Genomic DNA, 21,046 nt, shown 5'->3' on the forward strand with positions numbered 1-21,046 from the left:
GGATTTCGTCAAGGCGGTGAAGGCGACCGGCAAGAAGCAGCTGATCATTGCAGGTGTTGTGACCGAGGTTTGCGTGGCTTTCCCGGCCCTGTCGGCCCTGGAAGAAGAGTTCGACGTGTTCGTGGTCACTGATGCCTCCGGTACCTTCAACGCCATGACCCGCGACGCCGCCCACGACCGCATGAGCCAGGCAGGTGCGCAACTGATGACCTGGTTCGGCGTGGCCTGTGAGCTGCACCGCGACTGGCGCAACGACATCGAAGGCCTGGCCGCACTGTGCTCCAACCACATCCCGGATTACCGCAACCTGATGACCAGCTACAACGCCTTCAACGCCAACAAGTAAGCGCAAACGCCGCGGGCACCGCCAATCGGTGCCCGCCCAGGGCAGCACACCTATCCAATCCAGCGCCCGTCCGCCGTTGCACAGTGGATGCGGGCAAGCTCATCCCAAGGAACGCCGATGAACACCGCACTCCATGACAACCGCGAAGTGGTGACCGTATGCCTGCAACACAAGGTGCTTGATAGCCCGCCGGGCACCCCCGCAGCGCAACCGCCGCGCTGGAAACAGGCGCTGCTGACCTACCTGGTGATCTGCCCGATGACCATGGTCATCCCGCAACTGCTGGCGCCGCTGTTTGCACGCTTCCCGCAACTGGGCGGCGTGATCACCGGCAACCTGATCGTCAACCTGTTCGTCATCCTGCCCGTGGTGTTCTACATCATGCCTTGGGTAACCCGCCGCTGCGCCAACTGGCTGCGCGGCTGAGCCGACGCCTTCACCTCGACACTTTCAAGGAGATACCGCTATGAGCACGTTCGTTACCCGCGATGGCACTTCGATCTATTTCAAGGACTGGGGCAGCGGCAAGCCCGTGCTGTTCAGCCACGGCTGGCCGCTGGATGCCGACATGTGGGATTCGCAGATGGAGTTCCTGGCCAGCCGCGGTTACCGCGCCATCGCCTTCGACCGCCGGGGTTTCGGCCGCTCGAGCCAGCCGTGGAACGGTTACGACTACGACACCTTCGCCGATGACATTGCCCAGCTGATCGAGCACCTCGACCTGCGCGACGTCACCCTGGTGGGCTTCTCGATGGGGGGCGGTGATGTCAGCCGCTACATCGCCCGCCACGGCAGCGAGCGGGTGGCCGGGCTGGTGTTGCTGGGCGCGGTGACGCCAGTGTTCGGCAAGCGTGAGGACAACCCTGACGGTGTCGACCTGTCGGTGTTCGAGGGCATCCAGGCCGGCCTGCGTGCCGACCGCGCGCAGTTCATCGCCGATTTCGCCACGCCGTTCTACGGCCTGAACCATGGGCAGCAGGTGTCCCAGGGTGTGCAGACGCAGACCCTGAACATTGCGCTGATGGCGTCAATCAAAGGCACCCTGGACTGTGTGACGGCCTTCTCGGAGACCGATTTCCGTCCCGACATGGCCAAGGTCGATGTGCCGACGTTGGTGATCCATGGCGATGACGACCAGATCGTGCCGTTCGAGACCACCGGCAAGCAGGCGGCGGAGCTGATTCGCGGCGCCGAGCTGAAGGTGTATGCCGGGGCGCCGCACGGGTTTGCGGTGACCCATGCACAGCAACTGAATGAGGACTTGCTGGCGTTCCTTCAGCGGTAATGGTGGAAAACATTCGCGGGTAAACCCGTTCCTACAGACGTTGTAGGAGCGGGTTTACCCGCGAAGAGGCCGGCCCAGGCAGCAAAAAGCTTGACCAGGACTAACCTTCTTCAACCCACCGCACATCCATTCAAGCCCAGGCCTTGCATCAACCGGCATGCTTCGCAGTCCCCCTGCCGGCCCCTAGTCGGAGAAGCCCATGTCCCAGGATCGCAACGACAAGACCCGTCGCCAGTTCCTCGCCACCAGCACTGTGCTCGGTGCCGCTGGCGCGCTCTGGTCCGCATTGCCTTTTACCGGCCAAGCCGGTTCCGCTCACGCATCCACGCAAGGAGGTTCCATGACCGCCGACCTGATTCTGTTCAACGGCAAACTGCACACCGTTGACCGCGAAAAGCCCACCGCGACCGCCGTCGCCATCAAGGACGGCCGCTTCATCGCCGTGGGCAGCGACGCCGAGGCCATGGCCCACAAGGGCGCCGCCACGCAAATCATCGACCTCAAGCAGCGCACGGTGATCCCGGGCCTCAATGACTCGCACCTGCACCTGATCCGCGGTGGCCTGAACTACAACCTCGAGCTGCGCTGGGAAGGGGTACCGTCGGTGGCCGATGCCCTGCGCATGCTCAAGGACCAGGCTGCGCGCACGCCAACCCCGCAGTGGGTGCGGGTAGTCGGTGGCTGGAACGAATTCCAGTTCGCCGAAAAACGCATGCCCACCCTGGAAGAAATCAACCAGGCTGCGCCCGATACCCCGGTATTCCTGTTGCACCTGTATGACCGCGCGCTGCTCAACCGCGCTGCGCTCAAGGCCGTCGGCTACGACAAGAGCACCCCGAACCCGCCAGGTGGCGAAATCCAGCGTGACAAGTTCGGCAACCCGACCGGCATGCTGATCGCCCGCCCGAACGCGATGATCCTCTACGCCACGCTGGCCAAGGGGCCTAAGCTGCCGCTGGAGTATCAGGTCAACTCCACTCGCCAGTTCATGCGTGAGCTCAACCGGCTGGGCCTGACCAGCGCCATCGACGCCGGTGGCGGCTACCAGAACTTCCCCGATGACTACTCGGTGATCCAGGAGCTGGCCGACAACAACCAGCTGACCGTGCGCATCGCCTACAACCTGTTCACCCAGAAGCCCAAGGAAGAACTGGACGACTTCAAGAAGTGGACCTCCAGCGTCAAGCTGCACAGCGGCACCGATTTCTTGCGCCACAATGGCGCGGGCGAAATGCTGGTGTTCTCTGCCGCCGACTTCGAGGACTTCCTCGAGCCGCGCCCGGACCTGCCGCAGACCATGGAAGAAGAACTGGAGCCGGTGGTGCGCCACCTGGTCGAGCAGCGCTGGCCGTTCCGCCTGCACGCCACCTACAACGAGTCGATCACGCGCATGCTCGACGTGTTCGAAAAGGTCAACCGGGACATCCCGTTCAATGGCTTGCCGTGGTTCTTCGACCACGCCGAAACCATCACCCCCCAGAACATCGAGCGCGTGCGGGCGCTGGGTGGCGGTATTGCCATTCAGGATCGCATGGCCTTCCAGGGTGAGTACTTCGTCGATCGTTACGGCGCCAAGGCTGCCGAACAGACCCCGCCGATCAAGCGCATGCTCGACATGGGCGTGCCGGTGGGCGCGGGTACCGATGCCACTCGGGTGTCTAGCTACAACCCATGGACCTCACTGTACTGGCTGGTCAGCGGCAAGACGGTCGGTGGCATGGAGCTGTACCCGGAAGGCCTGAGCCGTGACACCGCGCTGCAACTGTTCACCCAGGGCAGCGCCTGGTTCTCCAGCGAGCAAGGCAAGAAGGGCCAGATCAAGGTAGGCCAGCTGGCTGACCTGGCAGCATTGTCGCTGGACTTCTTCAGTGTCGATGAAGAGGCGATCAAGGGCATCGAGTCGGTGCTGACCATCGTTGATGGCAAGGTGGTGTACGGTGCTGGCGAGTTCGACAAGCTTGGCCCGCCGCAGGTGCCGGTGCTGCCAGAGTGGTCGCCGGTGACCAAGGTGCCTGGGCACTGGCGCGTTGGTACGCCATCGTTGGCAGCCGCTGTGCACCAGTGCTCGGGGCCGTGCGGAGTGCATGCACACAGCCATGACAAGGCGCGCAAATCGAGTGTTCCGGTCAATGACTTCCAGGGCTTCTGGGGGGCGCTGGGCTGTTCGTGCTTCGCTTTCTAAGGTGAGCTGATGTGAAGAACGGGGGCCAATATCTGGCCCCTTTTTTGTGTCTTCAGTGCCGGCCCTTTCGCGGGTAAACCCGCTCCTACAGGGCCTTTGCTGCCTTTTCGCAGGTAACCCGCACCTACGGGGCCTTTGTGGTCCTTTCGCGGGTAAACCCGCGCATACGGGGGCTGCGCGGTCCTTGTAGCGAAAGGGCCGCAAAGGCCAGCATCAATGGTGAGCCTTATGCTCCCCGCCAGCCAACAAATGCCGAATCCGCACTTCAACCCCATCGGTCTGCAGCATCCTGACCCGCGCCTCGATCTTCAGTTCACCACGGGTCACCCGGTGGTGATGCCGCAGATGCTCCAGCCACGATTCCTCGAAGAAGAACTCCAGCCACAACGCCGGATCAGCACTGTCCCGCATCAACCCCCACGACAATGCGCCATTGCGCTTGCGCATCGCTTCCAGCTCCCGTGCCGCTTGCTGGAAGGCCTCGGCCTTGGTGGGGGCGATGTGGTACTCGACGGTGACCATCACCGGTCCGACTTCCTTGTCCATGTCATCGCTCAATACCGGCACCGGCCAATGCAGCGACGGCGTCAGCTCCTCTGCCTCGGTTTCCGGCAGCGCCACCTTGCAGGTCAGCAAGGTACCCAGCGCCAGGCCGCCTGCGGCCAGCAGCAGGCTGAAGGTGATCGTTGCATGGCTGGCCAGTGTGCCCCACAGCAGGCCGCCACAGGCCATGGCGCCGAAGAAGATCAGAATGTATACCGACAAAGCCCGCGCCCGTACCCAGGCGGGCACCGAAGTCTGTGCAGCCACCTGCAGGTTGGACAGCACCGCGATCCACGCCGCGCCACTGAGCAGCATCGCGGGCAGCAGCGCATAGAAGTTTCGCACCAGCGCCAGGGCCAGCAGGAACAGGGCATACAGCAGGCTGGCCAGTAACACCAGGCGGTCACGGCTGATGCGCTCACGCAGGCGCGGCAGCAAGGTGGCACCCGCCACTGCGCCAATACCGATGGCCGCCAGCAGCAGGCCGAAGTCCGCTGCGGTGCCGCGCATCTCGCCACGCACGATCAGCGGCAGCAGCGAAGTGCCGGCGCTGGCGCAGAAAAAGAACGCCAACGCGCGTAGCATCACGGCCTGCAAAGGCTTGGCGCTGCGGGCAAAGCGCAGCCCAGTGCGCATGGCGCCAACGAAGCGTTCGGCCGGCAGCAGTGGTTCCTTCACCTCGCGCTTCCACAGGAACAACACCAGGATCACACCCGCAAACGAGATGGCATTCAGGGCAAAGGTCAGCCACGGGCCGACCATGCTCACCACCACCCCCGCCAGTGCCGGGCCGATGGCCCGTGACACGTTGATGCCGACACTGGAAAGCGCCACCGCGTTGGCCAGGTCCTCCTTGCCCACCAGTTCCGGTGTCAGTGCGCTCCACGCCGGCATCATCAGCGCTGTGCCGATGCCCAGTGCCAGGGTCAGCACCAGCAGCAAGGTGACGTTCATCATCCCGAGCAAGGTCAGGGCCGCCAGCACGACCGCTACGCAAGACATCCACAGTTGCACCAGCAACAGGTAGCGGCGTTTGTCGACGATGTCCGCCGCTGCGCCCGCCGGCAGGGCCAGGAAGAACATCGGCAACGAGCCGGCTACCTGGATCAACGCCACGTGCAGCGGGCTGGCCGACAGCGTGGTCATCAGCCAGCCGGCGCCCACCTCGTGCATCCAGGTGCCGATGTTGGAGGCGATGGTGGCGATCCACAGCATGCGGAAGGTGGTGTTACGCAACGGGCTCCAGGCACCTGAAGGGGATGTACTCATGTCAGAAGCTGCCTTTGAGTGGGTATTCGATGATCAGGTAGATGCGGTCGATATCATTGCCCGCCTGGGCCTGGTTGGCGCGGTGGCTGACGTGGGAGAACGACAGGCTCAGGTCCTTGGCAGCCCCCGACTGCACCACGTATTTCAGGTCGATGTCGCGTTCCCAGTGCTTGCCGCCGTCGCCGTACTGGTTCACATAGGCGCCGCCCGCAGGCGCATGGCTGCCGTCGATGCCGCGGCCGCTGACATAGCGGCCCATCAGGCTCAGGCCAGGCGCGCCGAGGGTGGCGAAGTTCAGGTCATAGCGCAGTTGCCACGAGTGCTCGCCAGGGCCGTTGAAGTCGGCGTACTTGATCGCGTTGGCCAGGTAGATGGCGTCGCCGCCGACGAAGTCGAACGGGGTGTCGCCCTCGACCTTCTGGTAGGCCAGGCTCAGCGCCTGTGCGCCGAAGCTGTACCTGGCCAGCAGGCTGTAGGCGAGGGTGTCGATCGCCCCGGCGCTGGCGTTGCCGGTGTCGCGGGTTTTGTACAGGTTGCCGTCCAGGCGCCAGTTGCCCTCGGCCAGGTTCAGGTTGAGGTAGGCCTGGCGCCAGGTGTTTTCCAGCTGCCCGGCATACACTGCGGCGCCGAACGGCCCGTTGGGTGCGAAGGTGGCACCGGCCAGGCTGATGGCCCGGTTGTGGGTGGTCGCGCCGTAGCCGCTGAAGTCGTCGTGGGTGGAGCTGTTGTCCTGGTTGTTGAAGGCAGTGAAACGCCCGGCCTGCAGGCGCCAGTCGGGCTGGTCGGTGTTTTCCACCCACCAGCCGGTGGCGTATTCCGGGTGCAGGCGTTTGTCACCGGTGTCGAACACCGGGGTTTCCACCATCATCTCGCCATAGCGCAGTTGGGTGTTGCCTAACTGCATTTTGAGCGCGGCACCGGCGCTGGAGTACTCGGACTCGGCGCGGCCATCGCTGTCGCGTGGCAGCAGGCCGGTGCCGCTATGGCCGCGGCCGCCGTCGAGCTTGAGGCCAAGAAAGCCATGGGCATCGATGCCGACGCCGACAGTGCCTTCGGTGAAACCGGAACGCACCTCGCCGATGAAGCCTTGGGCCCATTCCTGGCGGTAGTTCTGGCCGCTGCCGGAGGGCGAGCGGAAGTCACTGTGCAGGAAATAGTTGCGGCTGAGCAGCGACCAGCCGGGCGCCTCGGCGTGGCTCAGCGCCGGCCAGAGGGCGAGGGTGGCGAGCAGGGCGCGGCCTGGTCCGTGAGTGGCGCGGATCATGAGGGGCTCCGGGGGATGATCCGGGAGTGTGGAAGAAGCGTAGACCCAAGGTCTTGTAAGGGTGTGCTGGGTGGGGATTTGCATTACCTGTACCGGCCCTTTCGCGGCTAAAGCCGCTCCTACAGGGCCACCACCGGCCCCGAGCCTTGTGCAGTACCTGTGGGCGCGGGCAGGCCCGCGAAGAGGCCGGCTCAGCCAGCCAGGCACTCAAGCCATGTCGCTGATGGCGAACTCCTCAGCCAGATGATCGATCAGCGCTCGCACCGAAGGCAGCAACCCACGTCGCGATGGGAAGATCGCATGCACGATGCCGCAACGCGGGTGCCAGTCTGGAATCAGCTCAACCAGGCGTCCTGCCGCCAGGTCCTCACGCACCGCCACCCGCGGCAAGTGTGCAATCCCCACTCCGGCTACCACGAAGTGGCGCAAGGCAAACAGGTCATCAGTCACCATGCGTGGTGTATGCGGGATGACGATGCTGCGGCTGTTGTCCTCACCCTGGAACAGTTCCCACTGGTACTCGCGCTGGGCACTGCCCCAATGCACGCTGGGTAGCGTGCCCAGCAGCTGCGGATCAAAGCCTTTGGGCAGTTGCGCCAGGTATTGAGGTTGACCGACCAGGCACTGGGTGCTGTTGCTCAGCACCTTCATCACCATGTCAGTGTTCTCCAGCGGCGGAAAGCGCACCCGCAGAGCAATATCGAAGCCCTCGTGCAACAGGTCGACACGGCGGTTGGTACTTTCGATGAACAGCTCCACTTGCGGGTACTTGAGCATGTAGCGGGTCAGCATCGGCCCGACCCAGGAGTTGAGCAGGGTGGTCGGGCAGCTGATGCGGACCAAGCCGCGCGGTTCGCTGCGGTTGCGCTCGATGATCTCCGCTGCGCCCTCTGCCTCCACGCGCATGGCCAGGCAACGGTTGTAGTAGGCCTGGCCGATTTCGGTCAGCGAGCAGTGGCGGCTGGTGCGGTTCAACAGCCGCACACCCAGGCGGTCTTCAAGGTCGGCGATTCGCCGGCTGAGTTTTGACTTGGGCATGTCCAGCGCCCGCCCGGCCGGGGCGAAGCCGCCATGTTCGACGACCTGGGTGAAGTAGTAGAGGGAGTTGAGGTCTTCCAATGATCGGTCTCCGGGTATTTGGTTGCCTGTGCCGGCCTCTTCGCTTGTAGGAGCGGCTTTAGCCGCGAAGAGGCCGGCACAGCCCCTACAAATCCATCGTTCATAAATCGGAACGCTAAAGCCAGATTCTGCTAACTACCGCCGCAAAGGTGATGATTTTAATCTGTGCCCATCAACGCGAAACACCCCGAATTGCTGAAAAATTCATAACCCTTGGGAGCACAGACCATGAGCAAATTCACCTACAACCGCCTGAACAAAGACGACGCTGCCGTACTGCTGGTCGACCACCAGGCTGGCCTGCTGTCGCTGGTGCGCGATATCGAGCCGGACAAGTTCAAGAACAACGTGCTGGCGCTGGCTGACCTGGCCAAGTTCTTCAACCTGCCGACCATCCTCACCACCAGCTTCGAGCAAGGCCCCAACGGCCCGCTGGTGCCGGAACTGAAAGCCCTGTTCCCGGACGCGCCGTACATTGCCCGCCCTGGCCAGATCAACGCCTGGGACAACGAGGATTTCGTCAAGGCGGTGAAGGCGACCGGCAAGAAGCAGCTGATCATTGCAGGTGTTGTGACCGAGGTTTGCGTGGCGTTCCCGGCGCTGTCGGCCTTGGAGGAAGAATTTGAGGTGTTCGTGGTGACCGATGCTTCCGGCACCTTCAATGAGATGACCCGTGATGCCGCGCATGACCGCATGAGCCAGGCGGGTGCCCAACTGATGACCTGGTTCGGCGTGGCCTGCGAGCTGCACCGCGACTGGCGCAACGATGTCGAAGGGCTGGCTGCACTTTGCTCCAACCACATTCCGGATTATCGCAACCTGATGACCAGCTATAACGCGCTGACTGCGGGTAAGTAATCAACTATCAGCAACGCGCACAAAGGCCGGCTCTCTCTATAGGGAGCCGGCCTTTTTTGTTTGCTGTACCGGCCTCTTCGCGGGCAAGCCCGCTCCCACAGGGATCGCGCAAGATTCAACGCCAGTGCAGTACCTGTGGGAGCGGGCGTGCCCGCGAAAGGGCCGGTGCAGGCGACTCAGTTCATGGGCTGTGACTCAATCCCATCCAGCAATGCCTCAACCAACCCTTCTGCCATTTCGAGTGCGTTCAGGTTGCTCCAGAACAGGCTCTTGCCTGTGTCATCCAGATGCTCCAAGGCTTTGTAGCCACAGTCGTAGGCACCGCGCAGGTATTGGGCGACATGCACCAGGGCATCGTGGGCGGAAACGCCGGGGTTTACGGTGAACAATGGGGGATGGCCGGCATCGCAGCGGCTGAAAGAGCGTTGTGTGGTGTTGGGGAGGGGTGGATCGGGGACGATTCTTTTCATGGCAATTCCTTCTCCAGGATTGAACTGCAACCACCCGTTTCCACGCAGAAGGCGGCAGTTGTGCGCGGGGTGGAAAACCGGGGAGAAGGCAAGCCGGTAGGCCAAACGGCCTCACGCGCACAACTGCCATAACGGCAGCCCTTCATCACATCCGGGTTTCCACACCCGATCGCTGAACCGACAGCGACCCGGTTAGCCTAGAGAGCAGGCCTTCCCTGGACAATCAGACGGGCGTCGACACGGTGTGTAGGATAATTCCTTGGGATTGGCGTGAACGTAGGAAATGGTTCGCGGGGAAGTAGGACCCAGCTGATAATTAGGCGATTTGTGATGGCTTTTGTGTGTTCGCGTCATGGCGGCGAGGTGATCGTCAGGACATTGCAGGATGGCCTCCAGGTGCCTGGCGATAGTTTTTGGGCGCCCGTGAGATCGAGCGCCGCCCGCGCGGCGCTTCGCGGGTAAACCCGCTCCTACGTTTGTTTCTGGCCAGTCCCTCCTGTGCCAGGCGCGCGCGACCGCCTTGTTTGTACGACGCGATATCGAGGCGTGCGCCAGGGGGGCTCGCGTGCGCGTCCCACAGGAATAATTGGCCCGAAACAAATGTAGGAGCGGGTTTACCCGCGAAGCGCCGCGCGGGCGGCGCTCGATCTTACAGGCACTACAACCCTCAAGGCATGCGCCAAAAGGCCTCAATCCGCATCCGAATCAAACAACCGCTCCAGCTCCACCCGCGCCTCCTTGGCCGTCTGCATCACCTTGGCCCGGTCATCACGCACTTGCCCCTGGGCCTCCAGCACCTCTTCGTCATGTTGGGTAAACCGTGCAATGCGGTCCGCCGCCTGTTCATCGCTCAGGCCCAACCCCACCAGTGCCCGGCGGGTCATTTCCAGGCTGGAGTAGAACGTCTCGCGAATCGGCTCGGCGCCCACATCCGCCAATTTGTGCACATGCTGGCGGTTACGCGCCCGGGCCAGCACCTTCAGGTGAGGGTACAGGCGCTTCACCCGTGCGGCGGTATGAATGGCGGCTTCAGGGTCATCAATGGTGATGATGAAATACTCCGCTTCACCCACCTTGGCGGCGTGCAACACCTCCGGGCGCAGCGGGTCGCCGTAGAACACCGGCACCTGTTCGAACATGCGGGTCATCTCGATGGTGTCCACCGAGGTTTCCAGGGCAACGAACGGGATCTTCTGTGCCCGCAGGATGCGTGCGACGATCTGGCCCATGCGGCCCATGCCGACGATCACCACCCGCGGCGTATCCGTCTGGATCTGTTTGTACTGCTCGGGAACCTCACGCGCCGGTTGCGGGCGTTTGAGGGCGCGGGCGCAACCCAGCATCAGCAGCGGGGTGATGGCCATCGACAGGGTAATGGTCATCAGCAGCAGGTCGTAGGTCTGGGTATCGAACAGGCCTTGGTCCTTGCCCAGCTTGAACACCACGAAGGCGAATTCGCCACCGGCCGCCAGCACCATGCCCAGGCGCAGGGCGCTGGCGCTGTTCAGGCCGCCGACCAAGCGGCCGACGCCTATCAGCAACAGCAGCTTCACGGCCACCAGCAACAGGGTCAGGCCCAGCACCACCAGTGGCATTTCCAGTAGCAGGCGCAGGTTGGCGCCCATGCCCACGCTGATGAAGAACAGCCCCAGCAGCAGGCCCTTGAAGGGTTCGATCTGCGATTCCAGCTCGTGACGGTATTCCGAGTCGGCCAGCAGCAGGCCGGCGAGGAAAGCGCCAAGGGCCATGGAGATACCCGCTTCTTCCATCAGCCAGGCGGTGCCGATCACCACCAGCAGTGCGGTGGCAGTAGACACTTCCGGCAGGCCGGTGCGGGCCACGGTGCGGAACACCGGGCGCAACAGGTAACGACCGCCGATGATCACCACGGCGATGCTGGCGAATACCTTCAGGCCGTGTTGCAGGCTGTCGCCTTGGCTGGTGTCCGGGCCACTGGCGGCCAGCAGCGGTACCAAGGCGATCAGCGGGATCGCGGCGATGTCCTGGAACAACAGGATGGCGAACGCCAGACGGCCGTGCGGTGCATTGAGCTGCTTGCTCTCGGCCAGGCTCTGCAGGCCAAGGGCGGTGGACGAAAGCGCCAGGCCCAAGCCGAGCACGATGGCTGCTGGCAGCGTCTGGCTGAAGCCGAACAGGGCGATGGCGCCGATGACTGCACCGGTCAGCACCACTTGGGCAGTGCCGACACCAAACACCGACTTGCGCATCAGCCACAAGCGTTTGGGCGACAGTTCCAGGCCGATGATGAACAGCAGCAAGACCACGCCCAGTTCGGAAATGTGCGCCACGCTTTCTGTGTCGCGAATCAGGCCAAGTGCTTGCGGGCCGATGACCACACCGGCGAGCAGGTAGCCGAGCACGGCACCCAGTTGCAGGCGCTTGGCCAGGGGGACGGCGAGGACGGCGGCAAGCAGGAAGATCACCGCGGTTTGTAGAAGGCTGCCTTCGTGTGGCATTGGCTCGTACTCCATGAGCTGCCGGGGCAGCGTTCGAACAGTTTGACGGACAATTCTGAGGGGTGGGGTGGGGTCAGACAATCATCTGACGGGAAGAAACATTGTCCTGTTCAGGGTGACAATCGGTGCCGGCGCTTACTTGGCCTCAAGGCCTGTGCTATCTCTGTGGGAGCGGGCGCGCCCGCGAAGAAGGCAGCGCTAATCCGACTGTTCACCGCCACCAAACTGTGCCCGATACTGCGCCGGCGTCATGCCAATTCGCTCAAAGAATACCTTGCGCATGTGTCGGTCACTGCCAAACCCGCACTGCGCCGCTACCACCTTCATCGGCAGGTCACCGCATTCGAGCAGCTTGCGCGCACGATCGATGCGCGCATTCTGCAGGTACTGCAGCGGCGTAATGCCCACCTCACGCTGAAACGTCCGGGCAAAGTTGCGCCCGCTCATGGCCACCAGTTCGGCCATTTTCTGCACGGTGAACGCCTGCTCGATGTGGTCGACGATATAGGCCTGTACCCGGGCAATCGGCGAGTCATCGCGTGGTACCGCAGCCAGCAACGGCCCGTAGGGTGTCTGCCCGCCCTGACGGTGGCGGGCAACCAGCAGTACCTTGGCCACTTCCAGGGCCAGCGCCTTGCCATGGTCCTCGGCGACCACCGCCAGTGCCAGGTCTATCCCTGCAGTGATACCGCCCGAGGTGATCAGGCAGCGGTCCATCACGTAGATCTGCTCGGTCTCCACCTTGGCTTCGGGAAACGCCTGTGCCAGGCGCTCCACGTAATTCCAGTGGGTGGTGCAGCGATAGCCATTCAGTAACCCGGCCCGCCCCAGCAGGAACACCCCGGTACAGATGGCGCCGAAGCGCTTCGCCTGGCGTACGGCCTTGGGCAGCCAGCGCTCAATCCCTGGCAGGGCGGTGTCATAGGCCCCTGGGCCGCCCGGCACCAGCAACAGGTCGACGGCCTCCGGCAAGTCCTCCAGGCGCTGGTCTGCCACCACCTTCATGCCGCATGAGCCGCGCACCACTGCTTGCCCCTCGGCCAAGGTCAGCAGCCGATATTGTCGTTCTGCAGGCAAGAACCGGTTGGCGATGGCGAATGCATCCATGGGGCCGGTGACATCCAGCAGTAGCACATCGTTGAACAGCACCATGGCCACGGTGCGGTGGGCGGGTTTTTCCTGCATGCCTCTGTCGCCTTGAATGCCGGCCGCAGGTAGCGGCCAGAAGCTGAATACGAAACGCATCTTAAGGTATCGGCAAAACGCCTAGGGCCAGCAGCACACAATTAACAACAATTCAGGTTTGGCTCAGGACTTCGTCATGTGCCGGGGGCGAGACTTTCTGCATTGAACAGGAGAGTCGCCATGTACCCTGGGACGCCCGAAGCGCCGCTGCAAACCCCCGGCGCACTCACGCCCGCGCGGCTGCGCCGGGCCAAGGAGCTGATGTTGCACAGCCCGTTGTCGATCATTGAGATCGCTGCGGTATGCAACCTCACACGCAGCCACTTTTCCCGCGCCTTCAAAGTCAACACCGGTCTTTCGCCGCAGGCCTGGCGCCTGCTGGCGCGCATGGAAAAGGCCAAGCGCTTGCTCGCCACCGAGGCGCCTATCACCCATGTGAGCCTGGAATGCGGCTTTTGTGACCAGGCCCATTTCACCCGCGCTTTCAGCCGCCTGGTCGGCCAGCCACCCAAGGCCTGGCGGCAGGCGCAGGTACTTTCTTAAGCCGAAGCTATCCACCGGTATAACCCCTTGCGGACAGTGCCGGCCCGTTATCCCAACCCAAGGAGTCACCCCCATGAGCCAACCCGATTACAAGCGCCTGAACAAAGACGACGCCGTGGTGCTGCTGGTCGACCACCAGACCGGCCTGATCTCGCTGGTGCAGGATTTTTCGCCCAATGAGTTCAAGAACAACGTGCTGGCTTTGGGCGACCTGGCCAAGTTCTTTGGCCTGCCGACCATCCTCACCACCAGCTTCGAGCAAGGCCCGAATGGCCCGCTGGTGCCCGAGCTGAAAGAAATGTTTCCGGATGCGCCTTACATTGCCCGTCCGGGCCAGATCAACGCCTGGGACAACGAAGACTTCGTAAAGGCAATCAAGGCCACGGGCCGCAAGCAACTGATCATCGCCGGTGTGGTGACCGATGTGTGCGTCGCCTTCCCGACCCTGTCGGCGCTGGCGGAAGGCTTTGAAGTGTTCGTGGTGACCGATGCCTCGGGCACCTTCAACGAAACCGTGCAGCAAGCGGCTTGGGTGCGCATGACCCAGGCGGGTGCGCAGATGATGAACTGGTTCTCGGTGGCCTGCGAACTGCACCGCGACTGGCGCAACGACATCGAAGGGCTGGGTAACCTGCTGTCGCAGCGTATTCCCAACTACCGCAACCTGATGAACAGCTACGCGGCGCTGGCCTCGCGTTGATGTAAACCTGTACTGACCTCTTCGCGGGTAAACCCGCCCCTACAATGGCCGCGCCGACTGTAGGCGCGGGTTTACCCGCGAACAGGCCGGCACAGGCTATGCGTGATGCACAGGCAGACTGAAACGAATCCGGCATCCACCCAACTGCGACACCAGCGCCTGCAGCTGCCCGCCGTGGGCCTGAGCGACCGAACTGCAGATCGCCAAGCCCATCCCCATGCCACCGGTCTTGGTGGTATGAAACGCATCGAATACGCGCTCACGCTCGTCCGCCGCGATCCCCGGCCCGTTGTCGTCCACGCAGATCTCCACCTCGTCCTCGACTACCGCCGACGTAATCTTCAGCACCCCGTCACAGCGATACCCCGCCAACGCTTCCAGGGCATTGGTAATCAGGTTGAACACCAACTGCTGCAACTGCACCGGGTCGGCTGTCACGCACACCCCGGCCTTCAGCTGCGTCTGCACATCCACCTTGCCCTTGGCGGCGTCGGCCGAGGTCAGGCGCACCACCTCGCGGATCAATTCGTCCAGCTTCACCGCCTTGAGTTGCATCGGTGACTGCTTGGCCAGGGACCGCAGCGCCCGCACGATGTTGCCGGCCCGTTCGCTGTCGTTGCGGATGTCTTCCAGGCCGGCAATTGCTTCTTCCAGGTCGGGATTGGGGCGTTTCAACCAGCGTAGGCTGGCTGCGGCATTGGAGGCGATGCCCAGTAGCGGTTGGCTGATCTCGTGGGCGATGGACGCTGACAGCTCATTCATCGCCTGCAAGTGCGCACTGCGCGCCAGTTCCGCACGCGAGCGGCGCAACTCAGCCTCCATCTGTGCGCGGATCTGGTTTTCTTCGGCCAGGCGTGTGTAGAACTTGGCCGTTTGTAGCGACACCGCTGCCTGTGAGGCGAGGATTTCCAGCATGGCCAGGCGCTGACCGCCGAACAGGTTGGGCACAAGGCGGTTTTCCAGGTACACCAGGCCGATCAGCACGCCTTGGATCACCAGCGGAAGGCACAGCACCGAGCGGGCGTTGCGCGCCTGCAGCTGTTGGCGGAAGGCCTCCGGGCACTCACTGAGGGCATCATTGAGCACCAGCGGTTTGCGGGTGCGCATGGTGGTGTTGATGACTGACAGCGGTGCCTGGGTCATGAACTTCTGGCAGTTGTCCATGCTCACGTGCAGCCCGGCATCGTCGATGTAGGCCAGGGCGGCCATCTGGAATTCGGCGCCGCTTACAATCAGCAGCGCGCCATGGTCGGCGCCGGAGTGCTGGGTCAGGTGGCCCATCAGGGTTTCGATCAGGCCTTCGAGCAGCACTTCCTCGGACAGCGCCCGCGCGGCTTCGATGCCGGCTTCGAGGTCCAGCCTGGCCTGGTGGGTGGCACGGTAGGTCTCCTGAATCGGCTGGGTGCGCAGAAACGGATGCAATGTCTCAAGCTGGTGCACCTTGCCGGTCGCGCCCCAGATATGGAAGCAGTCGCGGGCGATACGCAGGTGCAGGTTGGCGCCGGAGATCAGGCCGCTGGGGATGCACACCTCGGCCAGCTGTTCGTGGGCCAGTGCCTGCTCGTGGATGAAACCGGCAGCGGTGGCGGCGATTTGCGCCTGGTCAAAGCAGCGGATCGCGGCCAGGCCGTCGCCTTCGAGCTTGGCGATGACGCCCTCGATCAGCAACTGCTTGCTGCGGAAGGTGGCCGGGTTGAAGCCGGCCCAGCGGCTGAAGCGCTCGCGCAGGGCCTGCAACTGGCGCAGCTTGTCGGCAAGACTGCCCGGGGCCTCGGGGCTGCCCAGGGCCAGGCCGCGGAACAGATGATAGTCAGCCAGGTTGATGTGCGCCGGTGCCGCCCAGCTGTTGTCACCGGCCAATGCCAGGTCGCGCATGGCCTTCGGGATATTGCCCATGTAGAAGGCGCACATGGCGGCGAACAGGTGCTGGAAGAACCGCGTGGTGGGAGATCTCGAGGCAGTGGCCGGGGCCGGGCAGGGCATGCCGCTCAGGTTGGCGACGAACGCTTGCTGGGCCAGCAGGATCTGCTCGATATCGCCGTAGCCGTGGCGACGCACAGTGGCCAGGCCTTGCGCCACTTCCTCGACCACGTCCGGCAGGTAGCGGCCCATGAACAGCGAATCTGAAACCAGGTGGTTGCAGGCATAGCAGCTCATCGCCAGGTCACCGCTCAGGTGCGCCGAGTCGACCGCGTCCAGCGCGGTACGTCGGGCGAATTCCATGGGCGAGGTCCAGGCGCTGACCTGGTCCAGGGCCAGCAGCGCGCTGGTCAGATCAGCGTCGAAACCGTGCCGTTCGATCAGCTTGAGCGCGGCCAGGCAACAGGCATGGCCATCATGGTAAGCGCCAAAACGCTCGGCAATCATCACGCCGTACCAGGCCATGCCGTAGGTGCTGCCAGGGGCAACGCCGTGCAGTAGCGACATCTCCATGAGCTTGGCCAGGTGCAGGAAGCTGATGTCGTCCTTCACGAAGAAGGATGATGACAGAGTGGCCAGCAGGCTGATGGCAACCGTCACTTCCTCCGAATCGGTGCGCGGCAGTGACTCCAGGCAATGCCGGTCCTTCTGTTCGATCAACGCCTGCACATGGGCATGACTGGCCTCGACCTGTTGCCAGTCGAGGCCCCGCACCGGGCTGATACCCAGTAAGTCCAGGCCGGCCAGGGCGCTGTCGATGGCCGCCTGATAGTCACCGCGCAAGGTGTACAGCAGTGCCTGCAGCCGGCACGCCCGTGCCTGGTCCAACACCGAGCGAGCACGCTGGCGGCATTCAGTGAGGCGGGCCTCGGCCGCGAGCGTTCGTGACAGTTGCATGTCGCACTCCGTCGCCATGCAGGCGATGGCAAAGCCATGCGTGGCGCGGCTTTCCAGCGTGGCGCTGTGCTGCAGCAACTGTTCGGCAGTGTGCAGGTAGCCAGCGGCCTGCTCGAAGGTGCCGGCGTCGCGTGCGCGTGATGCGGCTTCGCGTAAAAGCTGCAGGAACGCTTCGCAGTCATCCGCTGCAAACCCGCATGGGGTGGCGCGTTGTAGCTGGCTGGCGAGCTCGAACAGCACCTCGTGCATGTGGCCTGGCCAAGCCCGGCGCATGGCCAGGGCGATACGTGCATGCAGCGAGGCGCGCTGGTGCACGGGCGTGAGTGCATAAGCGGCCTCCATCACCCGGTCATGAGTAAAGCCCAGGCCATTCTGGCCCGGTTGCAGGAAGCCGGCGCCAATCAAGGCTTTCAAGGGTTCGACTGGCGGTTGGGCGAGCACTTGCCGAAGCAGGTGTTCATCGCAGTGGCTGCCCGCCGCGCTGACGACCCGCAACAGGTCGCGTTGCGGTGCCGGCAGGCGCTCCAGGCGGTGGACCATCAGGTCGGCGACATTGTCGGAGTAGCAGTGCCGGGCCACGGCCTGCAGGCACCATGACCAGCGCATGGCCTGGGTGTCAAAGATGAACAGCTGGTCTTCGACCATGGCCCTGAGAATCTGGTTGATGAAAAACGGGTTGCCCGCCGTCTTGCCATGCACCCGCTCGGCCAGTTGAAATGCGGCCTCGGGGGCAACATGGAAGCGCTCGCCAATCAGCTCGGCCACCGCTCCAACGGCCAGCGGCCGCAGGTTCAGCGTGGTGCTGCGCACCGCTGCGGGTATGGCCAGCGGTGCACTGGTGGTGGGCGTATCGTTGCACCGGGTGAAAATCAGCAGCAGGTTGGCCGGCGCTTCAGCCAGCAGTTGGGCCAACAGGTGCCGGGTGGCGTCGTCGGCCCATTGCAGGTCGTCGAAGAACAGCACCAGCGGTTGGCCAGGTCGGCTGAAAACCTGCAGGAATTCAATGATCGCGTGCAGCTCCTTCTGCAACACAAGGCGCGTGGGCTTGGCGGGTAATTGGGACAGGGGGCCGAGAATCAGTTGCAGGTCCGGGGCCAGCTTGCCGAGCAGACGACCGTGACCTTTGATACGGCGCTGGATTTCGCGGCGCAGGGTGACGAGGTCCTGACTGTTCTTGGCCAGCAACTGGGTAGTCAGGGCACCGAGTATTTCGATCCAGGGCGTGTAGGGCACTGCTTGGGCGTGGCTGTTGCACGTGCCGACGGCCCAGTAACCTTCGGCGTTGTCCTTGAGAGCTGCTTTGACCAGGCTCGACTTGCCCATGCCAGTAGCGCCGTTGATGACCAGGGCTTGTGGTTTGCTGTCGCGATGCAAGGCCTTGAGCAGCAGGGTGATTGCCTTTTGCTCGGCGCTGCGGCCATACAGGCGTGCGTGGTCGGGCGCTACCGGGTCGGCGCAGCCTGGGGTGAAGGGTGCCATGGTTTTGTGGGCGGCCCACTGCCGCTGGCAGTGAGCCAAGTCCACTGCAAAGGCGCGCGCGCTCTGGTAGCGGGCGTCCGGCTCTTTGGCCAAGGCCTTTGCCAGGACCAGGCTGAGGGGGGGCGGCACCTTGCTGTCCACTTCGCTGGCCGCCCGCGGCTGCACGCCGGCATGCAGCTGTCGCCAGTGCTGGGTGTCGCGCCCGGCCAGCGGCAGCTCGCCTACCAGTAACTGGTAGAGGATTGCCCCCAGGGCATAGATGTCACTGCGCCGGTCGCTGCTGCTACCGTGCGGGCAAACCTGCTCCGGCGCCAGGTAGGCCCAGTTGCCGAGCGGGGTGCCCTGTTCGCTGATCCGCTCTGCCGGGTCGGCGCGAAAGAAGCCCAGGCGCACCCGCTGGTGGGCGCGCAGGCACACATGTTCGGGCTGCAATGTACCGTGCAGCACATTGCGTTCGTGCGCTTGCGCCAACGCATGGGCCGCGTTCACCGCGATGTCGAGAAACGGCTCCAGCGCCGCAGGGCCTTCAGCGATCAGGTCGGCGACTGAGCGCCCGGCCGGGTACACCAGCAAGGGGCCTTCGGCCGAGCGCACGAACGCCGAGGGGATCACCGCCCACTGCGGGTCCAGTTGCAGGCGGTAGTCACGCTCCAGGCGCTGACAGGCGGAAGGTGCCTCGAGCGGCGCGCGCACGGCGATCCAGGCTTGATGTGAAGCGGGGTCGCGCAGGCGGAAATAGCTGAGCTCACCTTCCTGGCCCAGCGCGCTGATCTCGCACCGCTTCAGCCAGCCCTCGTCGATTGACTGGTCGTAATCGATGGGCCTGTGGGCAAGGCGTTCATCGAGCATAAAGCACCCCCGCTAGCGACATCCTGAGGCGCGAGTATACGCAGCGGGCCCAGCGTGGATGCGGGTTACAGCCTGCTTGGCAGGAACGGGCACGCTGTTGTCCGTTATCGTCCCCTGAGGGCTGGCGGGCTTTTGTATAGTCCTTTGGCCAACCTATCCCTCGGGATAATTGTCTGAACGCGTACGCTGGCCTAGGCTGCCCCGGACAGCGAAAACGCCTGTGCCCGCGCGAGGAAGCCATGATCCGAATAGGCAATGCCCAGGTGTCGCTGGAGCGGCGCGAAGTCTTTGTCGACGGCAAGCCGATCCTGTTGGGTGGGCGCGCTTTCGACGTGCTGGCCACGCTGATCAGGGCCAAGGGCCGCGTGGTCGGCAAGGACGAGTTGTTCAGCCAGGTGTGGTCCGGCACGGTGGTCGAGGACAATAACTTGCAGGTGCAGGTGTCCTTGCTGCGCAAGGCCTTTGGCGACCGTAGCCTGATCCAGACCGTGCCGCGCCGGGGCTATCGCCTGGCCGCGCAGATCAGCCTCGAGGTGCCTGGTCAGGCACTGGGCAGGTCATTGCTGCGCAGCCTGGCCGAGACTGTCGAGCCGCTCGATGAGCGCGTGAATGTGCCGGTGCTGGTGGTGGATGACGACCCGTCGGTGCGCACCGCGTTGGGCCGGCTGTTGCGCTCGCAGGATATCCCGCACCACTTGTTTGCCAGTGCCGAGGCGCTGTTCGAGGCCCACCTGGAAACCCCCTGTGCCTGCCTGCTGCTGGACATGCACTTGCCGGGTACAAGCGGCTTGGAGGTACAGGATGCGCTGTGCCGGCTGGCGCTGCCCTGGCCGATTGTGTTCATGACTGGTTTCGGCACCATCCCGATGACCGTCCAGGCCATGCGCGCCGGCGCGGTGGAGTTTCTGACCAAGCCGTTCGATGAAGACCAGTTGCTGACCCTGCTGCAGGCAGTGCGCGCCCGGGCCGTGGCCGAAGGCCGCAAGTGGCTGCAGGCGCGGCAGGTCGAGGAAAAGTACCAGCGCTTGACTCAGCGTGAGCGCCAGGTCTTCTCGCTGGTGGCAGGCGGCTTGTCGCACAAGCAGATCGCCAGGCAGATCGGCACCAGCGAGGTGACGACCAAGGTTCACAAGAAGAACATCATGAACAAGATGCAGTCCCGCTCGCTGCTGGAGCTTGCGGCCATGCACAACCTCCTCGGAGCGCGGACTGCGAGCCTGGGCGGCGCATGAACAGAGGGGTGTGCATCGTCGACGACGATGCCTCGGTGCGCAAAAGCCTGGCCAACCTGCTGCGCTCGGCGGGGTTCGAGACCTTGTCGTTTTCCGCCGGGCACGCATTCCTGGCCTCGCCACTGGCGGGCGAGGCGGGTTGTGTGTTGCTGGACCTGAAGATGCCGGGGATGAGCGGGCTGGAGGTACAGCGTGAGCTGGCACAGCGGGGGAGGCGCTTGCCGGTGATCTGCATGTCGGCACATTGGGATGATGGCTCGGTACGGGCAGCGATGGGCCTTGGGGCACTGGCCTGCCTGGGCAAGCCGTTTTCTGAAGAGGTGCTGCTGAAGGTGGTTGAAGAGGCTTTGGCTGGCGGTCAGTGAGGTATGGCTGTGCCGGCCTCTTCGCGGGTAAACCCGCGCCTGCAGGGGGCATCACAGCCCTGG

At 63.8% G+C, this 21,046-nt stretch carries 16 protein-coding genes; 9 read left to right on the forward strand and 7 right to left on the reverse strand.

Going from position 1 to position 21,046, the window contains the following annotated elements; genetic code table 11:
* The 4 genes from AC3WLP_RS11735 to AC3WLP_RS11750 form a co-directional block, all read left to right on the forward strand.
* On the forward strand, positions 1-346 hold a 346-nt coding region (locus AC3WLP_RS11735; protein WP_492576158.1), incomplete at its 5' end, for an isochorismatase family protein.
* A gap of 117 nt (positions 347-463) precedes the next feature.
* Positions 464-772, forward strand: coding sequence for a putative antibiotic biosynthesis monooxygenase (locus tag AC3WLP_RS11740; protein ID WP_012054082.1), 309 nt, complete (start codon positions 464-466; stop codon positions 770-772).
* 40 nt (positions 773-812) lie between these two features.
* A complete protein-coding gene (locus tag AC3WLP_RS11745; RefSeq protein WP_003253555.1) occupies positions 813-1,631 on the forward strand; it encodes an alpha/beta fold hydrolase in 819 nt (272 codons plus the stop codon).
* A gap of 199 nt (positions 1,632-1,830) precedes the next feature.
* A complete protein-coding gene (locus AC3WLP_RS11750) occupies positions 1,831-3,813 on the forward strand; it encodes an amidohydrolase (protein ID WP_080756744.1) in 1,983 nt (660 codons plus the stop codon).
* A gap of 213 nt (positions 3,814-4,026) precedes the next feature.
* Here AC3WLP_RS11750 and AC3WLP_RS11755 read toward each other — a convergent pair whose 3' ends face one another.
* The 3 genes from AC3WLP_RS11755 to AC3WLP_RS11765 form a co-directional block, all read right to left on the reverse strand.
* Positions 4,027-5,625, reverse strand: a complete 1,599-nt coding sequence (locus tag AC3WLP_RS11755; RefSeq protein WP_088512609.1) for an MFS transporter — start codon at positions 5,623-5,625, stop codon at positions 4,027-4,029.
* 1 nt (position 5,626) lies between these two features.
* Positions 5,627-6,889 (reverse strand): OprD family porin, encoded by a 1,263-nt coding sequence (locus AC3WLP_RS11760; protein WP_088512608.1) that lies wholly within the window; start codon positions 6,887-6,889, stop codon positions 5,627-5,629.
* Positions 6,890-7,096: 207 nt separating this feature from the next.
* Entirely contained in the window at positions 7,097-8,008 is a 912-nt protein-coding gene (locus AC3WLP_RS11765) for a LysR substrate-binding domain-containing protein (protein WP_010955764.1), read from the reverse strand.
* Between the two features lie 228 nt (positions 8,009-8,236).
* Between AC3WLP_RS11765 and ycaC (AC3WLP_RS11770) the strand changes: the two genes are divergently transcribed.
* Positions 8,237-8,866 carry an isochorismate family cysteine hydrolase YcaC gene (gene ycaC / locus AC3WLP_RS11770; protein WP_010955763.1) on the forward strand — a complete coding sequence of 210 codons (630 nt, stop codon included), beginning with the start codon at positions 8,237-8,239 and terminating at the stop codon, positions 8,864-8,866.
* 176 nt (positions 8,867-9,042) lie between these two features.
* On the opposite strand, the gene AC3WLP_RS11775 is transcribed toward ycaC (AC3WLP_RS11770), so the two are convergent.
* The 3 genes from AC3WLP_RS11775 to AC3WLP_RS11785 all read right to left on the reverse strand — a co-directional run bounded on the left by AC3WLP_RS11775 (position 9,043) and on the right by AC3WLP_RS11785 (position 12,998).
* Positions 9,043-9,336: a hypothetical protein gene (locus tag AC3WLP_RS11775; protein WP_012054079.1), complete on the reverse strand. Its 294-nt coding sequence runs from the start codon at positions 9,334-9,336 to the stop codon at positions 9,043-9,045.
* Positions 9,337-10,025: 689 nt separating this feature from the next.
* Positions 10,026-11,813 carry a monovalent cation:proton antiporter-2 (CPA2) family protein gene (locus tag AC3WLP_RS11780; protein ID WP_070096541.1) on the reverse strand — a complete coding sequence of 596 codons (1,788 nt, stop codon included), beginning with the start codon at positions 11,811-11,813 and terminating at the stop codon, positions 10,026-10,028.
* 198 nt (positions 11,814-12,011) lie between these two features.
* Positions 12,012-12,998: a GlxA family transcriptional regulator gene (locus tag AC3WLP_RS11785; RefSeq protein ID WP_014861340.1), complete on the reverse strand. Its 987-nt coding sequence runs from the start codon at positions 12,996-12,998 to the stop codon at positions 12,012-12,014.
* 180 nt (positions 12,999-13,178) lie between these two features.
* Between AC3WLP_RS11785 and AC3WLP_RS11790 the strand changes: the two genes are divergently transcribed.
* The gene (locus AC3WLP_RS11790) at positions 13,179-13,541 is read left to right on the forward strand and encodes a helix-turn-helix domain-containing protein (protein WP_012054076.1); all 363 of its coding nucleotides are present in this window, start codon (positions 13,179-13,181) and stop codon (positions 13,539-13,541) included.
* 73 nt (positions 13,542-13,614) lie between these two features.
* Positions 13,615-14,241, forward strand: coding sequence for an isochorismate family cysteine hydrolase YcaC (gene ycaC / locus AC3WLP_RS11795; protein ID WP_003253573.1), 627 nt, complete (start codon positions 13,615-13,617; stop codon positions 14,239-14,241).
* A gap of 96 nt (positions 14,242-14,337) precedes the next feature.
* Here ycaC (AC3WLP_RS11795) and AC3WLP_RS11800 read toward each other — a convergent pair whose 3' ends face one another.
* Positions 14,338-19,386, reverse strand: coding sequence for a trifunctional serine/threonine-protein kinase/ATP-binding protein/sensor histidine kinase (locus AC3WLP_RS11800; protein ID WP_088512607.1), 5,049 nt, complete (start codon positions 19,384-19,386; stop codon positions 14,338-14,340).
* A gap of 239 nt (positions 19,387-19,625) precedes the next feature.
* Between AC3WLP_RS11800 and AC3WLP_RS11805 the strand changes: the two genes are divergently transcribed.
* Entirely contained in the window at positions 19,626-20,618 is a 993-nt protein-coding gene (locus AC3WLP_RS11805) for a response regulator (protein ID WP_012054074.1), read from the forward strand.
* A complete protein-coding gene (locus tag AC3WLP_RS11810) occupies positions 20,615-20,983 on the forward strand; it encodes a response regulator transcription factor (protein WP_012054073.1) in 369 nt (122 codons plus the stop codon). Before AC3WLP_RS11805 ends, AC3WLP_RS11810 begins: the two co-directional genes overlap by 4 nt.
* Positions 20,984-21,046 lie beyond the last annotated feature (63 nt).

The organism is Pseudomonas sp. FW305-E2 (assembly GCF_058782925.1).